This window comes from Nonomuraea sp. ATR24 (genome assembly GCF_041950485.1).
Classification (GTDB): Bacteria; Actinomycetota; Actinomycetes; order Streptosporangiales; family Streptosporangiaceae; genus Nonomuraea; species Nonomuraea ceibae.
Window position 1 is genome coordinate 646,526 of the sequence record NZ_JBGNUU010000002.1, and the last position, 18,312, is coordinate 664,837.

Genomic DNA, 18,312 nt, shown 5'->3' on the forward strand with positions numbered 1-18,312 from the left:
TCAACCTTTTCACCCCCAATTGCGCCACTGTCAGGACGGGGGTTGGGAGCGCTCCCACACCCTTACGGGCACGAACCGGTCATCCAGGCCGATCCCTTTCCGCCCTCCCCCCACGCCCACCCGAAAGCGCGCGCCCCCCGGGAGGCGCCCGAGGTGCTTCCCCCATGCGCGAGCGCGCCCTCCCACGGGTGCGCCTCTCCCGTACCGGGGTGCTCCCCTGACCGGGGGAGCAGGTCAGGGGGTGGCGGCGGCCAGGGCGGCGTCGTCGGCGGCGGCTTCCTCCGGGGTCCAGGGGTTCGGGGACGGGTGGGCGAGGTGCCAGCGGACGGACTCGGCGACGCGCGTGGCGGGGTCGGCGGCGGACCAGCCGAGCATGGCGGCGGCCCGGTGGGAGGAGACGAGGGCGTGCTGGGCCGGGGCGCCGGCGAGTGCCAGGGCGGGCGGCAGGGCGTGGTCGGGGACGCGGACGAGCTCGGCGGAGGAGCCGGCCGCGTCAAGGATCTGCCGGAACCAGCCGCCGAAGGTGAGCGTGCGCGATTCGCCGATGGTGAGGGCCTGCCCGTCGGCGGCCCGGCTGTCGAGGGCGGCGAGGACGGCGGAGGCGAGGTCGTCGACGTGCAGCCGGGTCCAGAGGAGGTTGGCGGCGCCGACGGGGATGCGGTCGCGGCCGGCGCGGACGCGGCGCAGGATGACGTCCTCGCGGCGTTGCGCGTCGTGCGGCCCGTAGATCATGGGCAGCCTGAGGACGACGGCGCCGCGCGGCAGCCAGCGTTCCTCGACGTCGAGCTTGTCGTAGTCGTCGGGGACGCCGGGCAGCCCGGCGCCTCGGTAGGGGTAGCGTTCGCGGCGCAGCTCGGAGTCCTCGTCGATGGGCATCGCGGCGAGCTCGCGGCCGGTGTTGAGCCCGGTGAACGCCTGGTAGACGTCGACGCTGGACAGCACCACGGCGGGCACGTCGGGCAGGACGGGCAGCACGGCGTCCACGTCGGCGGCGGTCAGCGCGTAGGAGTCGACGATCGCCTCGGGGTCGAAGTCGCGCACGGCGCCGGCGTGGCGGGCCAGGTCGTGGCGGTCGGTGAGCAGGTGGGTGACGCCGGGCAGGTCGGGCAGCGGCGTCTTGCCGCGGTGGACGGCGAGGACGTCGTCGCCGCGCGCGGACAGCCGTTCGGTGATCCGCCTGCCGGTGAACCTGGTGCCGCCGAGGATCAGGACTCTCATGCGTCCCAGCCTGCCACGGTTCCCAGAAACCCCTGAGGGGCTTTCTGGCGCGAGGACGTCAAATGCGTGATTAGTGTGCTTACACCCCGAATGCACCGACAGTAAAGAGCCCCCTGATCATGCGAATCCCCAGCAAACGCCTCGCCGCCGCGGCCGCCGCCGTCGCGCTGGCGCTCTCCGGCACAGCGCCGGCGAGCGCCCAAGAGACCGCCGCCCAAGGGAGTGCACAAGCGGAGCGGCCCAAGCAGCCGAACATCGTGTTCTTCCTCGTCGACGACATGTCGGCCGACCTGCTGAACTACATGGACACGGTCAAGAGCCTCGCCACGGACGGCACGACGTTCAGCAACTACTACGTGTCCAACTCGCTGTGCTGCCCGTCGCGCGCCTCGACGTTCACCGGCGAGTTCCCGCACAACACCGGCGTGCAGACGAACCAGGGCGCCGACCGGGGCGGCCACGCGGCGTTCGCCAAGCACGAGGGCCGCACGTACGCGACCGAGCTCCGCAAGGCGGGCTACCGCACCGGCTACCTGGGCAAGTACATCAACGAGTATCCGGCCGAAGCCGGCTACCAGGTGCCGCCGGGCTGGGCCGAGTGGCACGTGTCCGCGGGCGGCGGCTACAACGAGTTCCGCTACCGGCTCACCGGCTACATCGAGGAGGAGACTCCGGGGCGCAAGCCGATCGTCTCCGGAGGCGACTACCTGGTGGACGTGCTGGGCCGGCGCGCGGTCAAGTTCCTGGAGCGCTCGCGCGAGCACGCGCCGGGCAAGCCGTTCTTCCTCCAGGTCGCGCCGTTCTCCCCGCACTCAAGGGTCAACGTCAAGCCGGGCCAGAAGGAGCCCCGCTTCCCGCCCGCGTACCGGGACCGGCCGAAGAAGCAGTGGCCGGCCGGGCAGTTCCCGAACGGCGACTGCGGCGGCGTCGACTGCGACACCGTGGACGTCACCTCGCTGCCCGCCTTCGACGAGGACACCTCGGACAAGCCGGCCTGGGTGCGCCGGCAGCCCATCGGCCCCAAGCTCACCAAGGAGCTGCGCACGGACTTCCGTGACCGCGTCCGCATGGTGCAGGCGGTCGACGACATGGTGGAACGCGTCCTGTCGGCGCTCACGCCCGCCGAGCGGCGCAACACCTACGTGGTGTTCACCTCCGACAACGGCTTCCACCTGGGCCAGCACCGGCTGGTGCGCGGCAAGTCCACGGCCTACGACCATGACGTACGGGTGCCGCTGCTGGTCAAGCGCCCGGCCGCCGGGCGGCACGGCGACCTGGTCACCGGCGCGATCGCGCAGAACGTGGACCTGTTCGCGACCTTCCTCGACATCGCCGGGGTGGACCCGGCGCGGCGTGACAGCCGTGACGGCCGCAGCCTCCTGCCGCTCATCTCCGGGCACCGGCCGAAGGAGTGGCGCGACGCCGCCCTGATCGAGCACGTCAGGCCGGACCCGGCCGCGGAGGGCAGGCCCGACCCGGACGCCGACGACCTCAAGCGCGGCAACGGCGGGCCGCCCGACTACGCCGCCGTGCGGACGGCCGACGAGCTCTACGTCGAGTACCGGGGCGTGGCCGAGCCCGAGTACTACAACACCGCCGCCGACCCCCACCAGGAGCACAACGACCCCGGCAACGCGCGCACTGCCGGCCTGGCCGAGGCGCTCGACCGGCTGAGGGACTGCGGCCGCCCGGGGAAGACCGACTGCTGGACGGCGGCGCGTACCGGCTCCTGAGCACCGGCGTGCGGGGGCTGCGGGCTCAGGCGCCGCCGCAGAGCGTGGCCGGTTCGGCGAGGCGGAGGGCGAGCAGGGCGACGTCGTCGGTGAAGTCATCGGTGAACTCGCCGGTGAACTCGCCGTCCCGGTGGCCCAGCAGCCCTTCGCACATCTCGTCGACCGGCAGGTGGCGCAGCTCGGTGGCGGCCCTGGCCAGGCTGTCCATGCCCTCGTCCAGCCCGTGCCCCGGGTTCTCGATCAGCCCGTCCGTGTAGAGGATGAGGGTGGACCCGGTGGGGATGACGTGCTCGTGGTCCGGGCGCGGCAGCTCGGCGGTGACGCCGAGCGGATGGCCGCCGTCGGCGCGCAGGTAGCGGGCCGGTCCGGCGGCCGGGACCAGCAGCGGAGGCGGGTGCCCGGCGCTGCTCCAGCGCAGCCGCCACTCGCTGCCGCCGTGCTCCTCCAGGCGGCCCAGCAGGACGGTGGCCATCGGGCCGCCGTGCAGGCCGTGCAGCACCTCGTCCAGGCGTTGCAGGATGCGGGAGGGCGGCTCGCACTGCTCGTAGGCGAGCACCCGCAGCATGTTGCTGACCCGGCTCATCACGGTGGCCGAGCGCATGTCGTGGCCCATCACGTCACCGACGATCAGGCACGGCACGCCGTCGGGCAGCACGAGCGCGTCGTACCAGTCGCCGCCGATCTGCGGGACCGTCTTGGAGGGACGGTAACGGGCGCACGCCTGCATGCCGGGCAGCTCGGGCAGCCGTGGGAGCAGGCTGCGCTGGAACTCCTCGGTGCTGCGCCGGATCCGCGCGTACAGGCGGGCGTTCTCGATGGCGACGCCTGCCGCGCTGGCCAGCGCCGCGATGATCCGCTCGTCGTCGCCGGTGAACGGCGTCCCGGACCGCTTGTCGGCGAAGTACATGTTGCCGTACGCGGTGCCGCGCACCAGGATCGGGGTCCCGAGCAGCGTCCGCATCACCGGGTGCCCCTCGGGGAACTCGCGGAACTTGGGATGGGCCGTCACGTCGTCCACGCGCAGCGGGCGCGGATGGCTGATGAGCTCCTCCAGCAGGCCGTGCGTGGTCGGCAGCCGGCCGATGGCCTCGTGCACCTCGTCGGGGACGCCGCTGGTGAACAGGTCGCTGAACTCGCCCTCCTCGTTCAGCACGCCGAGGGCGCCGTAGCGGGCGTCGACCAGGTCGGCCGAGACCTCGACGATGGTGCGCAGCGCCGCGTCGAGCTCCAGCTCGGAGCTGATCGCCAGGACCGCCGCGAGCAGGCGCGCGAACCGCTCGTTCAGCTCCCCGACCTGCCCGAGCCCGGCCCGCCCGAGCCCGGCCTGGCCGAGCCCGGCCCGCCCGTGGCCCGCATCCGGCCGCCGCCCGTGGTCGCCCTCGGACGCGCCGTCGCCGCGCTGTTCGCCCACCTCACCCCCCGAGATGCCCCCAGCCTGCTCATGCCCCGCCGCGGTCCGCGCGACACGCACCGTGAGGTCACCCGGTGTGCACGCGGTAGGTGACGAGGACGTTGAGGCGGTGCAGCTCGCGCACCGCGTGGAGGAAGCGCGGACGGGCGATCTCCTGCGGCAGCTCGTACGCGGCCAGGCCGTCGAGGAGCGAGCCGGGCAGGCCGCGCTCGAACGGGTCCGTGCACGCGGCGTAGGTCTCCTCCAGCGTCAGCCCGGCGCGGACGGCCTCCGCCACCTCGCTCTCCAGCCGTTCCAGGTACGTGATCAGCTCGGCGAGGGCGACCGGGGCGCTGCCGACGGGTCCGTGGCCGGGGACGATCCGCTCCAGGCCGGGCAGCGCGTCCCGCATCCGGCGCACCGCCGCCAGGTAGGGTCCCGGGCCGCCCTGCAGCAGCATGGCGATGCCGCCGATGGCCACGAAGTTGCCGGTCCACGCGGCGCGGGCGGACGGCACGTGGACCACGGTGTCGCCGGGTCCGTTGCCCTGCCCGAACCAGTGCAGCCCGACCACCTGGCCGCCGAGGTCGATCTCGCAGGAGGAGTCGAAGACGAGGTCGGGCCCGCGCCACGTGGTGACCTCGTCGAGCAGCGCGTCGTCGCCGTACATGCTCTCGGCGCGCATGGCCTTCTCCCTGCCGAGGTCGGTCATGGCGTCGCGGTTCGCCCGGTGGGACACGATGGTGACGTCAGCCGGGAAGGCGGCGTTCCCAAACGTGTGGTCGCCGTGGTAGGTCGTGTTGACCAGGTAGCGCACGGGCGCCGGGGTCAGGCCGGCGGCGAGGCGCTGGATCTTGCGGGCGATCCCCGGCGTGATGCCGGAGTCGATCACCAGGGCGGCGTCCGTGCCGGCGATGACGCCGCTGTTGTCCTTGGGCGGCAGGTTGGCCATCAGCGCGTGCACGCCGGGGGCGAGCTCGCGCGGGACGAAGTCGAGCCCTGCGGGCGTCAGATTGGGTCCCTGGAATCCGGGCGGCCGTTCGGCGATCTCGCGGTCGAAGGTGACGTTCATGTCCACCGAAACTAAGCGAACGTTCGATTATTTGCAAGCGGTAGGGTGGGCGCATGAATCGGCCAGCACCCCGCCGGCGTCCCGGCCGCCCCGCCAAGGCCGACGCCGGCGACACCAAGGCGGAGCTGCTGCGCGCCGCGCTCACCCTGTTCGCCCGGCACGGCTACGCGGGCACCTCCGTACGCGCCATCGCCCGCGAGGTCGGGCTGAGCGAGAGCGTGCTGTACGCGCACTTCCCCGGCAAGCAGGCGATCTTCGAAGCCGCCCTGGCGCTCGGCGGGCCGCACATCACGGTCGCCGCCATCGCCGGGCTCGACGCCACACCCGCAGGCTCTCCCGCCGCCTACGTGCGCGACCTGGCCGCCGCCGTCCTCGACGCCTGGGACACCCCCGAGGGCCGCCGGCTCGCCAGCCTCGCCGCCCGCGACGGGCTCATGCACGACCCCGCGCTCGCCGACGCCATCGACGCCTCCCTGGAGCACCTGGCCGGGGTGTTCCGGCGCTGGCTGGACGACGGGCTGATCCGCGACGACCTGGGCGACGCGGACGACCTCGCGTACGCGTTGCTCTCGCCCATCGCGCACGCCCGCGTGCTGTGGCTGCACGACGACGCCACCCCCGCCCAGCGCGACAAGGCCCGCGAGCGCGCCCTGCGCCACGCCGACCTGTTCGCCCGGGCCGTCACGCCGCCGGCGGCGCACGGCTGACGGCCGACCGGCGGCGTTCAGCGTACGAAGAGGGCCCCCACGGCGTGGGGCACGGCGGCGAGGGCGACGCCGGCGAGCAGCACCGCGGTGTCGGCCCGGGTCCACGGCGCGGGCTCGGCCCAGCTGCGGGTGCGGGCGCGGGCGAACCCCCGGGCGTCCATGGCCACGGCCAGGCCGGTGGCGTCACGCAGGGTGGCGACGAGGAGCGCGAACGTGATCGACGCCGCGTACCGCGCACGCGAGACGGGCCCCCGGCCGGGCCCGGAACCGCGAGCCCGCCTCGCCCGGGCCAGCTCGTGCCAGGTCCGGCCGAGCTGGTCGAAGCGGTGCAGCGCGGCGGCGAGCGACACCGCGAACCGGTGCGGCAGCCGCAGGCGCTGGCCGAGCTGCCCGGCCAGCGCCGCCGGGTCGACCAGGGGCGCCACGGCCGCTCCGGGAAGCGCGAGCACGACGATGCGGAGCCCGGCCACGACGGCGGCCTCCAGGTGCCGGCCGCCGAGGAGCCAGCTGGAGTACGCGACCGAGAGGGCCCCGGCGGCCACGGCGGCGAACCGGGCGGGCGGACCGGAGCGCGCCGGGAGCAGGATCACGCCGGCGACCAGGTAGCAGCCGAGGGTGATCACCGCGCCGGTGAGGTCCCGGATGCCCAGGGACGCGACGAGGGCCAGCAGGCTGACGGCGATGAGCACCAGCGGGTTGACGCGCGCCAGGACGCCGGTCACCGGGCCCGCCCCGGGTCGAGGGCGTGCCGGTGGTCGGCGAGCCCGATCAGGTGCGGGTCGTGGGTGGAGACCGCGACGGTGGCGCCGCTGCGGGCGCTCGCGCGCACCCACCCGGCGACGGCGGCCCAGGTGTGGCGGTCCTGCCCGACGGTGGGCTCGTCGAGCAGGACGAGCGGGGGCCGGTGCGCGAGGGCGGCGGCGAGGGCGAGCCGCCGCTGCTCGCCGCCGGAGAGCCGGTACGGGCTCGCGTCGGCGAGCGCGGTGAGGCCGAGCAGGTCCATGATCGCCTCCGGGTCGACCGGGATGCCGAGCCGCGTGCCGGTGTGCGCGATCTCGGCCCGGACGGTGGCGGCGAGGAACCCGTGCTCGGGGTGCTGCGGCACCCACCCGGCGAGGCGGGCGAGCGCGGCCGACCGCAGCCGGTGCGGTGGCGCGGGCAGCCCGGTGATCTCGCCCCGGGCGGGGCGGACGAGGCCGGCCAGCGCCGCGACGAGCGTGGACTTGCCCGCACCCGACGGGCCCGTGAGCACGGTGGTCCGGCCCGGGGGGAGGGTGGCCGTGACGGCGTCGAGCGCCGTCACGGTGACGGTCGCGCGCAGGCGGCGGACGGTGAGGTCGACGCCGAGCTCCCGCGCGCGCACCGTCGGCCCCGGCCCGCCGGGCGCGACCAGGGCGTCCGCGACCGGCTGCGGCCGGGGCGGCGGCAGGTCCGGCATCCAGATCCCGGTGTGCGCGAGCGGTCCGGTCAGGTCGCGGAAGGCGGCCGGGCTTACGGCGTGCGTGATCTCGCCGGCCCGGCCGAGGACGACGATCCGGTCGAGGTGGGGCAGCCAGGGTCCGATGTGGTGGTCGGCGACCACGAGCGAGACGTCGCTGCCGGCCAGGCTGTGCGCCACCGCGGCCCGCACGGCCGCGGCTCCGGCGGGGTCGAGCATCGAGGTGGGCTCGTCGAGCAGCATGAGGCCCGGCCGCAGCGCCAGCACGCCGGCGAGGGCGAGCCGTTGCAGTTCGCCGCCGGACAGGGCGGAGGTCGGCCGGTCCACCGGGTAGGTGAGGCCGACCCGTTCGAGGCTGTCGTGCACGCGCCGCCAGATCTCGTCCCGGGGCATCCGCGCGTTCTCGGGGCCGAAGGCGACGTCCCGCCCGATGCGGTCGGCGACGACCGCCGCGCCGGGATGCTGCAGCACCAGGCCGATGCCGCCGTCGACCAGCACCTCTCCGCTCCGCCTGCCGGGCACGGCCTCGCCGAGCACGCCGGCGAGCGCGTGGATGACGGTCGTCTTCCCCGCGCCGCTCGGGCCGACGAGGCCGACGCGTTCCCCGGCCCCGATGTCGAGGTCGAGTCCCTCGACGACCGGCGCGGGCCGGCCGAGCGGCCACCAGCCGAAGCCGCGCAGCCGGGCGCGTGCCCGGGTCATCGCAGGCGCGCCGCGGCGCGATCGTGGTGCTCCCGCCCCGGTCCGAAGGCGTCCAGCGCCCCGGTCCGCGCCAGCGAGCGCACCACCGCCCAGCCGCCGAGCCCGGCGACCAGGGCTCCCGAGACGCCGAAGAAGCCCAGGTGGGCGAGCCTGTAGCCGAGCGCCCATTCGGGGTAGTACACCGCCCACTCGTACAGGGCCTCACCGGCGGCCGCGACCGTGCCGGCGAGCATCGCCACCACGGGCCCGAAGCGCCGGTAGAGGAACAGGGCGAGCACGAGCTCCGCGCCCGCGCCCTGGATGGCGCCGGAGATCACGTTGGTGAACCCCCATCCGTTGCCGAGCAACGCCTCCACCGAGGAGGCCACCACCTCGGTCAGCAGCGCCGCCCCCGGCTTGCGGACGATCAGCCCGCCGAGCAGGCCGCCGAGCAGCCAGGCGCCGCCGAAGATCCCTTTGCTCGGCGGGAACGCGAACGCCGCGGCGCCGCTCAGCACGTGATAGAGCTGGTCCCAGCCCCAGAACACGACGCCGACCGCGACACCGAGCATCACGACCGTGACCAGGTCGATCGTGCGATACCGCAGCCGAGCCACCGGGTTGTCCAACATTGCGGGCACCTTCCTCCGCCGGGCGCCTTCCATCGCCGGCGCCGGCGTTCCTTGCGCGATCAGTGGGGGTCGAGCCCGAGCAGCCGCAGTGCGGCGGCGGCCTGCTCGCGGGCGCGGCTCTCGGTGGGGGCCGGGAGCAGGCCGAGCAGGCGCCGGCGGTGCGGCTCCCCGAGCAGCAGCGCGAACAGGGCCTCCGCGAGCGCCGGGTCCGGCTCGGGCAGCCGGGTGAGCAGCGCCGCGACGTACTCGTCCGGGCCCTCGCGGTAGAACCTGGCCGCGAGGCCCGGGAACGCGCCAGCCTCGGCGATCATGAGCCGGTGCAGCCCGACGGCCTCGTCGGAATGCAGCGTGAACACGATCCGGGTGGCGAGCCGCGCCAGCGTCTCGTCCTCGCCCGCGACGGGCTCCAGCGTGCGCCGGCGCAGCCGCTCCACGGCGGCGGCGAAGATCTCGGGCTTGTCGCCGACGTAGGAGTAGACGGTGCGCTTGGTCACCTTCGCGGCGGCCACCAGCCTGTCGATGGACATGCCCTGGTAGCCGTCGGCGACGAACAGCCGCACGGCGGCGTCCAGGATCTCGTCGCGGCGCCGTTCCCGCTCGTCCGCGGTGGGCCGGCCCCGCTTGCGCTCCACGACCACCGTGCCCTCCTTCGTCAGCCTGTAATGAAACGGTACGGGTGTCATTATGGGGCAGCCGTGACCGGCCGCCGCCGCGGGGGTCAGGGGGCGGGCCACTCGCCGGCGAGGATCGACCAGACCTCGCTGTCGTGCCGCACCCCGCGATACGGGTAGCGTCCGCGCAGCACGCCGTCGCGGGTCATGCCGAGCCTGCGCGCCGCCGCGATGCTGCGCGCGTTGCCGGGCGAGACCCACCACTCCACCCGGCTCATCCCGCGCCGCGTGAACGCCCAGTCGATGAGCGCGCGGCAGGCCCGGTTGACCAGGCCTCGGCCCGTGCCGGCCGCCTCCAGCCAGCAGCCGATCTCGCACACCCCGGAGGCGGCGTCGAAGCTGGTGAACATGACGCCGCCGACCAGGGTGCCGTCGAGCCAGATGCCGTAGATGCGGCCGCTGTCCTGGGCCTGCCTGTCGGCGTAGCGCTGCAGGACGGCCGTGGCGGAGGCGAGGTCGGTGCTCTGCGACGCCCACGGGATCCACGGATCCACGTCGGGGCGCGCCCGGTCGATGTGGGCCAGGAACTCCTCGGCGTTCCAGGGCTCCAGGGGGCGGAGCTGGGCGTCGTCGGCGAGCGGCAGTGCGAACACGGGCAACCTCGATCTCGGGGGTACGTAACGAGCGTTCGGTATGTAAGCTAGCACCATGCCGCCCGCACCCGGAGACCGCGATGCCCGCCGCGAGGACGTCTCGCAGGCCGTCTGGCGCATCCTGGCCGATCACGGGTTCGGCGGGCTGACCCTGCGGGCCGTCGCCGCCGAGATGGGGGTGTCGACGGGGATGCTCATGCACTACTTCCCCACCAAGCGGGCCCTGGTCGGGCACGCCCTGCACCTGCTCGAACAGCACACCTCCGCGCGCCCGCGCCGCCCGCGTCCGGCCGAGGGCGCCGCCGCGCTGCGGGCCGTGCTGCTGGACGTCCTGCCGCTCACGCCCGACGACGCCGCCCGCAACCGCGTCTGGGTCAGCTCCTGGGATCTGGCCCTGGCCGACGACGGGCTGCGCGCCGACCAGGCCGGCCGCTACGTCCGCATGCGCGCGGCGATCCGCCCGCACCTGGAGGCCGCGCGCCGTCTCGGCGAGCTGCCCCCGGAGGCCGACCTCGACCGGCTGGCGGCCACGGCGGTCGCGTTCGCCCACGGCTTGGTCGTGCAGGCCCTCTTCGACGCCGAGCGCTTCCCGCCGGACACGCAGACCGCCATGCTCGACGACTTCCTCGCGTCCCTGCTGTCCGGAACTCCCGGCAGGTCAGCCGGCTGAGGGGATGCGGGCCACCATGCGCTCCATCCCGTTGACCCAGTTGTCCCGCAGTGCCTGGGCGGCCTGGTCGTGGTCGCCGGCCAGCAGCAGCTCGGCCACCCGGCGGTGCTCGGCGGCCTCGCGCTCCAGGGGCGTCTCGTCACCGGCCAGCACGTGGGCGTAGCGCCGCAGCCCGGCCTTGACGCTGGTGATGAGGTCGAGCAGGCGTTCGTTGCGGCAGCCGCTGAGCAGCAGGTCGTGCCACTCGTCGTCGTGACGCTCTATGACCTGCTGCTCGGCCACCCGGTCGGGGAACTCACGGGCCAGCCTGAGCAGCTCGGGCGCGACGCGGCGCAGGTGGGCCGGGTCTGACGAGTCGAGGGCCAGCACCTCCAGGGCGGCGAGGATCTCGCACAGCTCCCGGAACTCCTTGCGGCTGACCGGCGCGAAGCGGAAGCCGCGGCCCTGGTTGCTCTCCAGGACTCCCTCGCCGGCGAGGGTGATGAGGGCCTCGCGGAGCGGGGTGCGGCTCACTCCCAGCTCGCCGGCCAGAGCGGCCTCGTTGATGTCGGTGCCGGCGACGAAGTCGCCACGGTCGATCCTGGCAAGCAGCTCTTCCCTGATCTGCTCGCGCAGCGGTCGCCGCTCGATGGGCATGGCGCTCCTTCGGGGATTAGTGGCGAGGCCGATTCTACCTCTTGACGTGATACAAAATGCTGCACTATGAATTCTGAATACAAAATATCACATGGCTTTGGAACGACCCAGGAAGGAGGCCGGGAGTGGGGCTGACCCGAGTGCCGGGGCTGCTGTTCGGCGGCGACTACAACCCTGAGCAGTGGCCGGAGGAGGTCTGGGCCGAGGACGTGCGGCTCATGGCCGAGGCCGGGGTCAACATGGCGACCGTCGCCGTGTTCTCCTGGTCACGCCTGGAGCCGAGCCGGGGATCGTACGACTTCGGCTGGCTGGACCGGGTGCTCGGCCTGCTGCACGAGCACGGCGTGGCCGCCGACCTGGCGACCGCCACCGCGACCCCGCCGCCGTGGCTGGTGCGCGAGCACCCCGAGGTCATGCCCGTCGACGCGCGGGGCGTGCGGCTGGAGTTCGGCTCCCGCCAGGGCTACTGCCCCAGCTCGCCGGTCTTCCGCGAGCACGCCGTACGGCTGGCGGCGGCGATGGCGGAGCGCTACGGCGACCACCCGGCGCTGGCGATGTGGCACGTCGGCAACGAGTACGCCGACCACACGCTCGAATGCTTCTGCCCCGAGTCCGCCCGCCACTTCCGCGCCTGGCTGCGCGAGCGCTACGGCGACGTCGGCGCGCTCAACGCGGCCTGGGGCACCTCCTGCTGGGGCCAGCACTACACCGCGATCGACCAGGTGGAGCCGCCGCGCCAGGCGCCCGGCCCGGTCAACCCGGCCCAGCTGCTCGACTGGCGGCGGTTCTGCAGCGACGCGCTGCTGGAGCTGTTCACGGCGGAGCGCGACGTGCTGCGCGAGCGCACCCCCGGCGTCCCCGTCACCACGAACTTCATGAGCATCCTGCACGGCCTCGACTACTGGAAGTGGGCCGAGGCCGAGGACCTGGTGAGCGACGACGCCTACCCCGACCCGGCCGACCCGGACTCGCACGTGGCGGTGGCGCTCAGCTACGACCTGATGCGCTCGCTCAAGGGCCGGCCGTGGCTGCTGCTGGAGTCGGCCCCGTCGGCGGTGTCCTGGCGCGAGGTGAACGTCCCCAAACCGCCCGGCATGATGCGGTTGCACAGCCTTCAGGCGGTCGCGCACGGCGCCGACGGCGTGATGTTCTTCCAGTGGCGCCAGGCCCGCTACGGCCCGGAGAAGTTCCACTCGGCCCTCCTCCCCCACGGCGGCACCGGCACCCGGGGCTGGCGCGACACGCTGGCGCTCGGCGCCGACCTGCGACGGCTGGCCGAGGTCGCGGGCACCGGCACGCCCGCCGAGGTGGCGCTCGTGCTCGGCTGGGACAGCTGGTGGGGCCTGGAGGCGCCGGAGTCGATGCCGTCGGCCCGGCTCAGGCTCAAGGAGCTGCTGCTGTCGTGGTACCGGCCGCTGCACGCCCGGGGCGTCGCCGTGGACCTGGTCCCGCCGGGCCGCGACCTGTCGGGCTACCGCGCCGTCATCGTGCCGAACCTCTACCTGTGCACGGACGAGCAGGCCAAGGCGCTCGCGACGGTCACCGGCGAGCTGGTCGTGGGCCCGTTCAGCGGCGTGGTCGACGAGGCCGACCAGGTGCACCCCGGCGGCCCTCCCGGCCCGCTGCGCGACCTGCTCGGCGTGGACGTCGAGGAGTTCTGGCCGCTGCCCGACGGCGTCACCCAGCGGGTGCGCCACGCGGACGGCGGCACGGGCCAGGCCCGCACCTGGGCGGAGTGGCTGCGCCCGCACGACGGCGCCGAGGTCCTGGCCCGCTACGAGGGCGGCGACCTGGACGGGCTGCCCGCCGTCGTCAGGAAGGGCTCGGTCACGTACGTGAGCTGCCTGCTCGACGACGTCACGCCGGTGCTCGGCCGCGTCCTGCCGGGCGTGGCGTCGATCGACGTGCCGCCGGGCGTCGAGGCCGTCCGGCGCGAACGCCACCTGTTCCTGCTCAACCACACGATCACCCCGCGACGGGTCACGCTGCCGGAGCCCGGCACGGACCTGCTCACCCGGACCCGCATGCGCGGCGAGATCGAGCTCGCGCCGCGCGACGCCGTAGTGCTCAGGATCGAAGGAGACACGTGACGCACCCGTACATCCCGAACGCCGAACCCGGCGTGCGGGCCGAGATGCTCGCCGCGATCGGCGCGGCGAGCGTCGAGGAGTTCTACGCCGACATCCCCGCCGAGCTGCGCCTGAACCGGCCGCTCGACCTGCCCGCGCCGTTCGTCGCCGAGCAGGACCTGGTCCGTCACATGGAGGGCCTGCTCGGCCGCGACACCGGGACGGACCGGGCGCTGAGCTTCCTCGGCCACGGCTGCTACCCGCACTACGTGCCCGCGGTGTGCGACGAGGTCAACTCCAGGAGCGAGTTCCTGACCGCGTACGCGGGCGAGCCGTACGAGGACCACGGCCGCTTCCAGGCGCTGTTCGAGTACGTCAGCATGATGGGCGAGCTGCTGGAGATGGACGTCGTCAACGTCCCGACCTACGACGGCTTCCAGGCGGCGGGCACCGCGCTGCGCATGGCCTGCCGCTACACCGGGCGGTCGAAGGTGCTGGTCAGCGCCGCGATCACCGCCGACAAGCTGAGCAAACTGCGTGACTTCCTCGCCCCGGACGTCGAGGTGACGCTCGCCCCGGTCGGCCGCGACGGCGAGATCGCGGTGCCCGGCCTCGACGGCTCGTACGCGGCGATCTACCTGGAGACGCCGAACGTCTACGGCGTCGTCGAGACGCGCGGGCGGGAGCTCGCCGACCTGGCGCACGCCCACGGCGCGCTGCTCGTGGTGGGCGCCGACCCGATCTCGCTCGGCGTGCTGGCGCCGCCCGCCTCGTACGGGGCCGACATCGTCTGCGGCGACATCCAGTCGCTGGGCATCCACCAGAACTACGGCGGCGGCCACGCCGGCTACATCGCCACCCACGACCACGAGCCGCTGGTGGCGGAGTTCCCGTCGCGGCTGTTCGGCATCGCGCCGACCAAGGTGCCGGGCGAGTACGGGTTCGGCGACGTCTTCTACGACCGCACCTCCTTCGCCCACCGCGAGGACGGCAAGGAGTGGGTGGGCACCGCCGCCGCGCTCTGGGGCATCACGGCCGGCGTCTACCTGGCGCTGATGGGCCCGCAGGGCATGCGGGAGGTCGGCGAGACCGTCCTGGCCCGCACCCGCTACGCCATGGACGCGCTGGCCCGGCACGTCACCGTGCTGCACCCCGGGGCCGTCCACTTCCGCGAGTTCGCCGTCGAGGTGCCCTCCAGCGCGGCCCTGCTCGCCGGGCTGCGCGAGCGCGGCATCTACGGCGGCGTCCCGCTCGACGGCACCACCGTCCTGGTCTGCGTGACCGAACGCCACTCCATCGCCGACATCGACCGGCTCGCCGCAGCCGTACAGGAGACGCTGTGAACCCCGCGGAGTCCTTCGCCAAGCTCCCCGTCGCCCCCAAGCCGCCGCTTCGCCGCTTCCACCAGGCACGATGGGACGAGCCGATCATCTTCGAGCTGTCCTCGCCGGGCCGCCGCGGCGTCGCCGTGCCCGAGCCGGGCGCCCCGGCCGTCGAGCTGCCCGACGCGGTGCGCCGGGCGGAGCCGCCGAAGCTGCCCGAGATGTCGCAGCTGCACGTGCTGCGCCACTACCTGCGGCTGTCGCAGGAGAACCTGGGCGTGGACCTCAACATCGACGTCGGCCAGGGCACCTGCACGATGAAGTACAGCCCGAAGGTCAACGACCGCTTCGCCGGGATGGTGGCGGAGCTGCACCCGCTGCAGCCCGAGGAGACCGTGCAGGGCGTGCTGGAGCTCTACTGGCGGCTGGAGCGGATGCTGGCGGAGATCTCCGGGATGGCCCGGGTCTCGCTGCAGCCGGGGTCGGGGTCGGCCGCCATCTACGCCAACATCGCGATGATCCGCGCCTACCACGCCTCGCGCGGCGAGAGCCACCGCGACCAGGTCATCACCACGATGTTCTCGCACCCGTCGAACGCGGCCTGCGCCAAGACCGCCGGGTACGAGGTGATCACGCTGATGCCGGACGCCGAGGGGCTGCCGGACATCGAGGCACTGCGCGCGGCCGTCGGCCCGCGCACCGCCGCCCTGATGATCACGAACCCGGAGGACACGGGCATCTTCAACCCGCGCATCCAGGAGTTCGTCGGCCTGGTGCACGAGGCGGGCGGGCTGGCCTGCTACGACCAGGCGAACGCCAACGGCATCCTGGGCATCACCCGGGCCCGTGACGCCGGGTTCGACCTGTGCCACTTCAACCTGCACAAGACGTTCTCCACGCCGCACGCGTGCGGCGGGCCGGCGGCGGGGGCGTGCGGCGTCTCCGAGGAGCTGGCGCCGTTCCTGCCCGGCCCGGTCGTCGGCTTCGACGGCGAGACGTACCGGCTGGAGACGCCGGCCGCGTCGATCGGGAAGGTGCGGCCGTTCCTGGGCGTCACCCCGAACATCGTCCGCGCGTACGCGTGGATCATGGCGCTGGGCGCCGAGGGGCTGCGGCAGGTGGCCGAGACGGCGGTGCTCAACAACAACTACCTCATGCACCGCATCCTCGACATTCCCGGCGCTTCGGCGCCCTGGGGGCGGCGGCGGGTCGAGCAGGTGCGCTACTCGTGGCAGGAGCTCACCGAGGAGACCGGGGTGCACTCCGAGGAGATCGGCGTGCGGGCCGCCGACTTCGGCGTGCACTACTGGACGAGCCACCACCCGTACGTGGTGCCCGAGCCGTTCACGCTGGAGCCGACCGAGTCGTACTCCAAGGAGGACCTCGACGAGTACGCGGCCATCCTGGCGCACGTGGCGTCCGAGGCCCGCAGCGACCCGGCCTTCGTCAAGGAGGCCCCGTACAACCAGACCGTCCACAAGATCGACATGACGTCGCTCGACGACCCCGCGGAGTGGGCGCCCACCTGGCGCGCCTACGTGCGCAAGCACCTGGCATGACCGGGCAGCCGGCGATCGGGCTGGTCGTCAACCCGGTCGCCGGGCTGGGCGGCGCGGCCGGGCTCAAGGGCAGCGACGGTGCCGCGGCGCAGCGCGCGGCCCTGGCCAGGGGCGCGGTGCCCAGGGCGGCCGAGCGGGCGGCGCGGGCCGTGCGCGCCCTGCTGGCCCGCCGCCCGGGGGCCCGCCTGGTCACCGTGCCGGGCCCGATGGGCGAGCACGCCGTCCGCGCCGCCGGCGGCGCCTGCGCCCTCGTCCGGCCCGGCGGCGCGGACGCCCTGGCCGTGACCACGGCGGAGGACACGCGGCGGGCCGTGGCGGCGCTGGCCGGGGTGGACCTGCTGCTGTTCGCGGGCGGCGACGGCACCGCCAGGGACGTGCTGGACGCGCTGCGCGAGCTGGGCGACCAGGCGCCGCCCGTGCTCGGCGTGCCCGCCGGGGTCAAGGTCTACTCGGGCTGCTTCGCCGTCAGCCCCGCCACGGCGGGCCTGGTGGCGGCCGGGTTCCGGCCCGGCCCCACCGCCGAGGCCGAGGTCGTCGACCTGGACGAGGAGGGCTACCGGCGCGGCCTGGTCGGCCCCCGCCTGTACGGGACCGTCCGCGTCCCGCGGGCCCGCACCGCCTTCTCCGGCCGCAAGACCGGCTCCTCCGGCACTCCCCCGGCCACGGTCGGCGCGATCGCCCGCGAGGTCGTGTCCCGGATGCGACCCGGCGTCCGGTACGTCCTCGGCCCCGGCGCCACCACCCGGGCGGTCGGCGACGAGCTGGGGCTGGCCACGACGCTGCTCGGCGTGGACGTGGTCGGCGACGGCCGGCTGATCGCCGCCGACGTGCCGGAGGCCGAGCTGTTCGGCCTGGTCAGCCGGGGGAAGACGGTGGTGGTGCTGTCGGTGATCGGCGGGCAGGGATTCGTCCTGGGCCGGGGCAACCAGCAGATCTCGCCCCGGGTGCTCAGGGCCTCCGGGGCCACGCTGCTCGTCCTGGCCACTCAGCCCAAGCTCGCCGCGCTGAACGGCCGCCCCCTGCTCGCCGACAGCGGCGACGAGGACCTCGACAGAACACTGAGCGGGCACGTCCGGGTGATCACCGGGCACCGCGAGAGCACGATCTACCGCCTCAGCGCGGCAAGTGAGGAGTACGACGGATGAACACGCTCGACGGCAAGGTCGCGATCGTCACGGGCGGCGCGTCCGGCATCGGCCGCGCCACGGCCCTGCTGTTCGCCCGTGAGGGCGCCCGCGTGGTGGTGGCCGACATCGACGGCCCCGGCGCGCAGGCGACGGCGGCGGCGATCGAGGAGGCGGGCGGCGCCGCCGTGGCGGTGCGCGCCGACGTGTCGGCCTCCGACGACTGCCGCGAGGTCGTCCGCACGGCCGTCGACACGTTCGGCGGCCTGCACGTGCTGTTCAACAACGCCGGGATCATCCGCCGCACCACGGCGCTCGACCTCGACGTGGAGGAGTGGGACCGGGTCATGGCGGTCAACGTCCGGTCCGTCTTCCTCATGTGCAAGCACGCCGTCCCGGCGATGACCGGCGGCGGCTCCATCGTGAACACCGGCTCCGGGTGGGGGCTCAAGGGCGGCGGCAACGCCATCTCCTACTGCGCCTCCAAGGCCGCCGTGGTGAACATGACCCGCGCCCTGGCCATCGACCACGCCGCGGCCGGCATCCGCGTCAACTCCGTCAACCCGGGCGACACCGACACGCCGATGCTGCGCGACGAGGCGCGCCAGCTCGGCGAGGACTGGACGGCCTTCCACGCCGACGCCGCCGACCGGCCGATGGGCCGCGCCGGCAGCCCCGACGAGATCGCCCAGGCCGTGCTCTTCCTGGCGAGCGACGCCGCCAGCTACGTCACCGGGTCCGCCCTCGTCGTCGACGGCGGCGGGCTCGCCTGACCTCCCCCACACCCCCCACGCACA

Annotated in this window: 17 protein-coding genes; 8 read left to right on the top strand and 9 right to left on the bottom strand. The window is 74.2% G+C overall.

Annotated features, from left to right (window positions below):
- Positions 1-234: 234 nt before the first annotated feature.
- Positions 235-1,218 (bottom strand): NAD-dependent epimerase/dehydratase family protein, encoded by a 984-nt coding sequence (locus tag ACBI99_RS06950; RefSeq protein ID WP_375071914.1) that lies wholly within the window; start codon positions 1,216-1,218, stop codon positions 235-237.
- A gap of 119 nt (positions 1,219-1,337) precedes the next feature.
- Here ACBI99_RS06950 and ACBI99_RS06955 point away from each other — a divergent pair, with 119 nt between their 5' ends.
- Positions 1,338-2,951, top strand: a complete 1,614-nt coding sequence (locus tag ACBI99_RS06955) for a sulfatase (protein ID WP_357593597.1) — start codon at positions 1,338-1,340, stop codon at positions 2,949-2,951.
- Between the two features lie 25 nt (positions 2,952-2,976).
- Here the strand turns inward: ACBI99_RS06955 and ACBI99_RS06960 are convergent, their stop codons facing one another.
- Together ACBI99_RS06960 and ACBI99_RS06965 are read right to left on the bottom strand one after the other, a co-directional pair.
- Positions 2,977-4,362 (bottom strand): PP2C family protein-serine/threonine phosphatase, encoded by a 1,386-nt coding sequence (locus tag ACBI99_RS06960; protein ID WP_375071915.1) that lies wholly within the window; start codon positions 4,360-4,362, stop codon positions 2,977-2,979.
- 67 nt (positions 4,363-4,429) lie between these two features.
- Positions 4,430-5,413 (bottom strand): MBL fold metallo-hydrolase, encoded by a 984-nt coding sequence (locus ACBI99_RS06965; protein ID WP_219514301.1) that lies wholly within the window; start codon positions 5,411-5,413, stop codon positions 4,430-4,432.
- A 53-nt stretch (positions 5,414-5,466) separates the two neighbouring features.
- Here ACBI99_RS06965 and ACBI99_RS06970 point away from each other — a divergent pair, with 53 nt between their 5' ends.
- Positions 5,467-6,120 carry a TetR/AcrR family transcriptional regulator gene (locus ACBI99_RS06970; RefSeq protein WP_219514290.1) on the top strand — a complete coding sequence of 218 codons (654 nt, stop codon included), beginning with the start codon at positions 5,467-5,469 and terminating at the stop codon, positions 6,118-6,120.
- Between the two features lie 17 nt (positions 6,121-6,137).
- On the opposite strand, the gene ACBI99_RS06975 is transcribed toward ACBI99_RS06970, so the two are convergent.
- The 5 genes from ACBI99_RS06975 to ACBI99_RS06995 form a co-directional block, all read right to left on the bottom strand.
- Positions 6,138-6,842, bottom strand: coding sequence for an energy-coupling factor transporter transmembrane component T (locus ACBI99_RS06975; protein WP_357593593.1), 705 nt, complete (start codon positions 6,840-6,842; stop codon positions 6,138-6,140).
- Positions 6,839-8,260 carry an ABC transporter ATP-binding protein gene (locus tag ACBI99_RS06980; RefSeq protein WP_357593592.1) on the bottom strand — a complete coding sequence of 474 codons (1,422 nt, stop codon included), beginning with the start codon at positions 8,258-8,260 and terminating at the stop codon, positions 6,839-6,841. The genes ACBI99_RS06975 and ACBI99_RS06980 overlap by 4 nt, the downstream gene beginning before the upstream one ends.
- Positions 8,257-8,871 carry an ECF transporter S component gene (locus ACBI99_RS06985; RefSeq protein ID WP_219514285.1) on the bottom strand — a complete coding sequence of 205 codons (615 nt, stop codon included), beginning with the start codon at positions 8,869-8,871 and terminating at the stop codon, positions 8,257-8,259. Before ACBI99_RS06985 ends, ACBI99_RS06980 begins: the two co-directional genes overlap by 4 nt.
- A 59-nt stretch (positions 8,872-8,930) precedes the next feature.
- The gene (locus ACBI99_RS06990; RefSeq protein WP_357593590.1) at positions 8,931-9,509 is read right to left on the bottom strand and encodes a TetR/AcrR family transcriptional regulator; all 579 of its coding nucleotides are present in this window, start codon (positions 9,507-9,509) and stop codon (positions 8,931-8,933) included.
- Positions 9,510-9,589: 80 nt separating this feature from the next.
- Positions 9,590-10,135 (bottom strand): GNAT family N-acetyltransferase, encoded by a 546-nt coding sequence (locus ACBI99_RS06995; RefSeq protein ID WP_219514282.1) that lies wholly within the window; start codon positions 10,133-10,135, stop codon positions 9,590-9,592.
- 55 nt (positions 10,136-10,190) lie between these two features.
- On the opposite strand from ACBI99_RS06995, the gene ACBI99_RS07000 reads away from it, so the two are divergent.
- A complete protein-coding gene (locus tag ACBI99_RS07000; protein WP_375071916.1) occupies positions 10,191-10,805 on the top strand; it encodes a TetR/AcrR family transcriptional regulator in 615 nt (204 codons plus the stop codon).
- Here the strand turns inward: ACBI99_RS07000 and ACBI99_RS07005 are convergent.
- Complete coding sequence (locus tag ACBI99_RS07005) at positions 10,794-11,441, bottom strand: GntR family transcriptional regulator (RefSeq protein ID WP_219514274.1); 648 nt, start codon at positions 11,439-11,441, stop codon at positions 10,794-10,796. The genes ACBI99_RS07000 and ACBI99_RS07005 overlap by 12 nt on opposite strands.
- A gap of 125 nt (positions 11,442-11,566) precedes the next feature.
- Between ACBI99_RS07005 and ACBI99_RS07010 the strand changes: the two genes are divergently transcribed.
- The 5 genes from ACBI99_RS07010 to ACBI99_RS07030 are packed head-to-tail and all read left to right on the top strand — an operon-like array spanning position 11,567 to position 18,288.
- Entirely contained in the window at positions 11,567-13,531 is a 1,965-nt protein-coding gene (locus ACBI99_RS07010; RefSeq protein WP_375071917.1) for a beta-galactosidase, read from the top strand.
- Positions 13,528-14,853 carry an aminomethyl-transferring glycine dehydrogenase subunit GcvPA gene (gcvPA, locus tag ACBI99_RS07015; protein WP_219514270.1) on the top strand — a complete coding sequence of 442 codons (1,326 nt, stop codon included), beginning with the start codon at positions 13,528-13,530 and terminating at the stop codon, positions 14,851-14,853. Before ACBI99_RS07010 ends, gcvPA begins: the two co-directional genes overlap by 4 nt.
- Positions 14,850-16,391, top strand: coding sequence for an aminomethyl-transferring glycine dehydrogenase subunit GcvPB (gcvPB, locus tag ACBI99_RS07020; RefSeq protein WP_375071918.1), 1,542 nt, complete (start codon positions 14,850-14,852; stop codon positions 16,389-16,391). Before gcvPA ends, gcvPB begins: the two co-directional genes overlap by 4 nt.
- The gene (locus tag ACBI99_RS07025) at positions 16,388-17,536 is read left to right on the top strand and encodes an ATP-NAD kinase family protein (protein WP_375071919.1); all 1,149 of its coding nucleotides are present in this window, start codon (positions 16,388-16,390) and stop codon (positions 17,534-17,536) included. The genes gcvPB and ACBI99_RS07025 overlap by 4 nt, the downstream gene beginning before the upstream one ends.
- Complete coding sequence (locus ACBI99_RS07030) at positions 17,533-18,288, top strand: SDR family NAD(P)-dependent oxidoreductase (RefSeq protein WP_375071920.1); 756 nt, start codon at positions 17,533-17,535, stop codon at positions 18,286-18,288. Before ACBI99_RS07025 ends, ACBI99_RS07030 begins: the two co-directional genes overlap by 4 nt.
- The last annotated feature ends 24 nt before the right edge of the window (positions 18,289-18,312 follow it).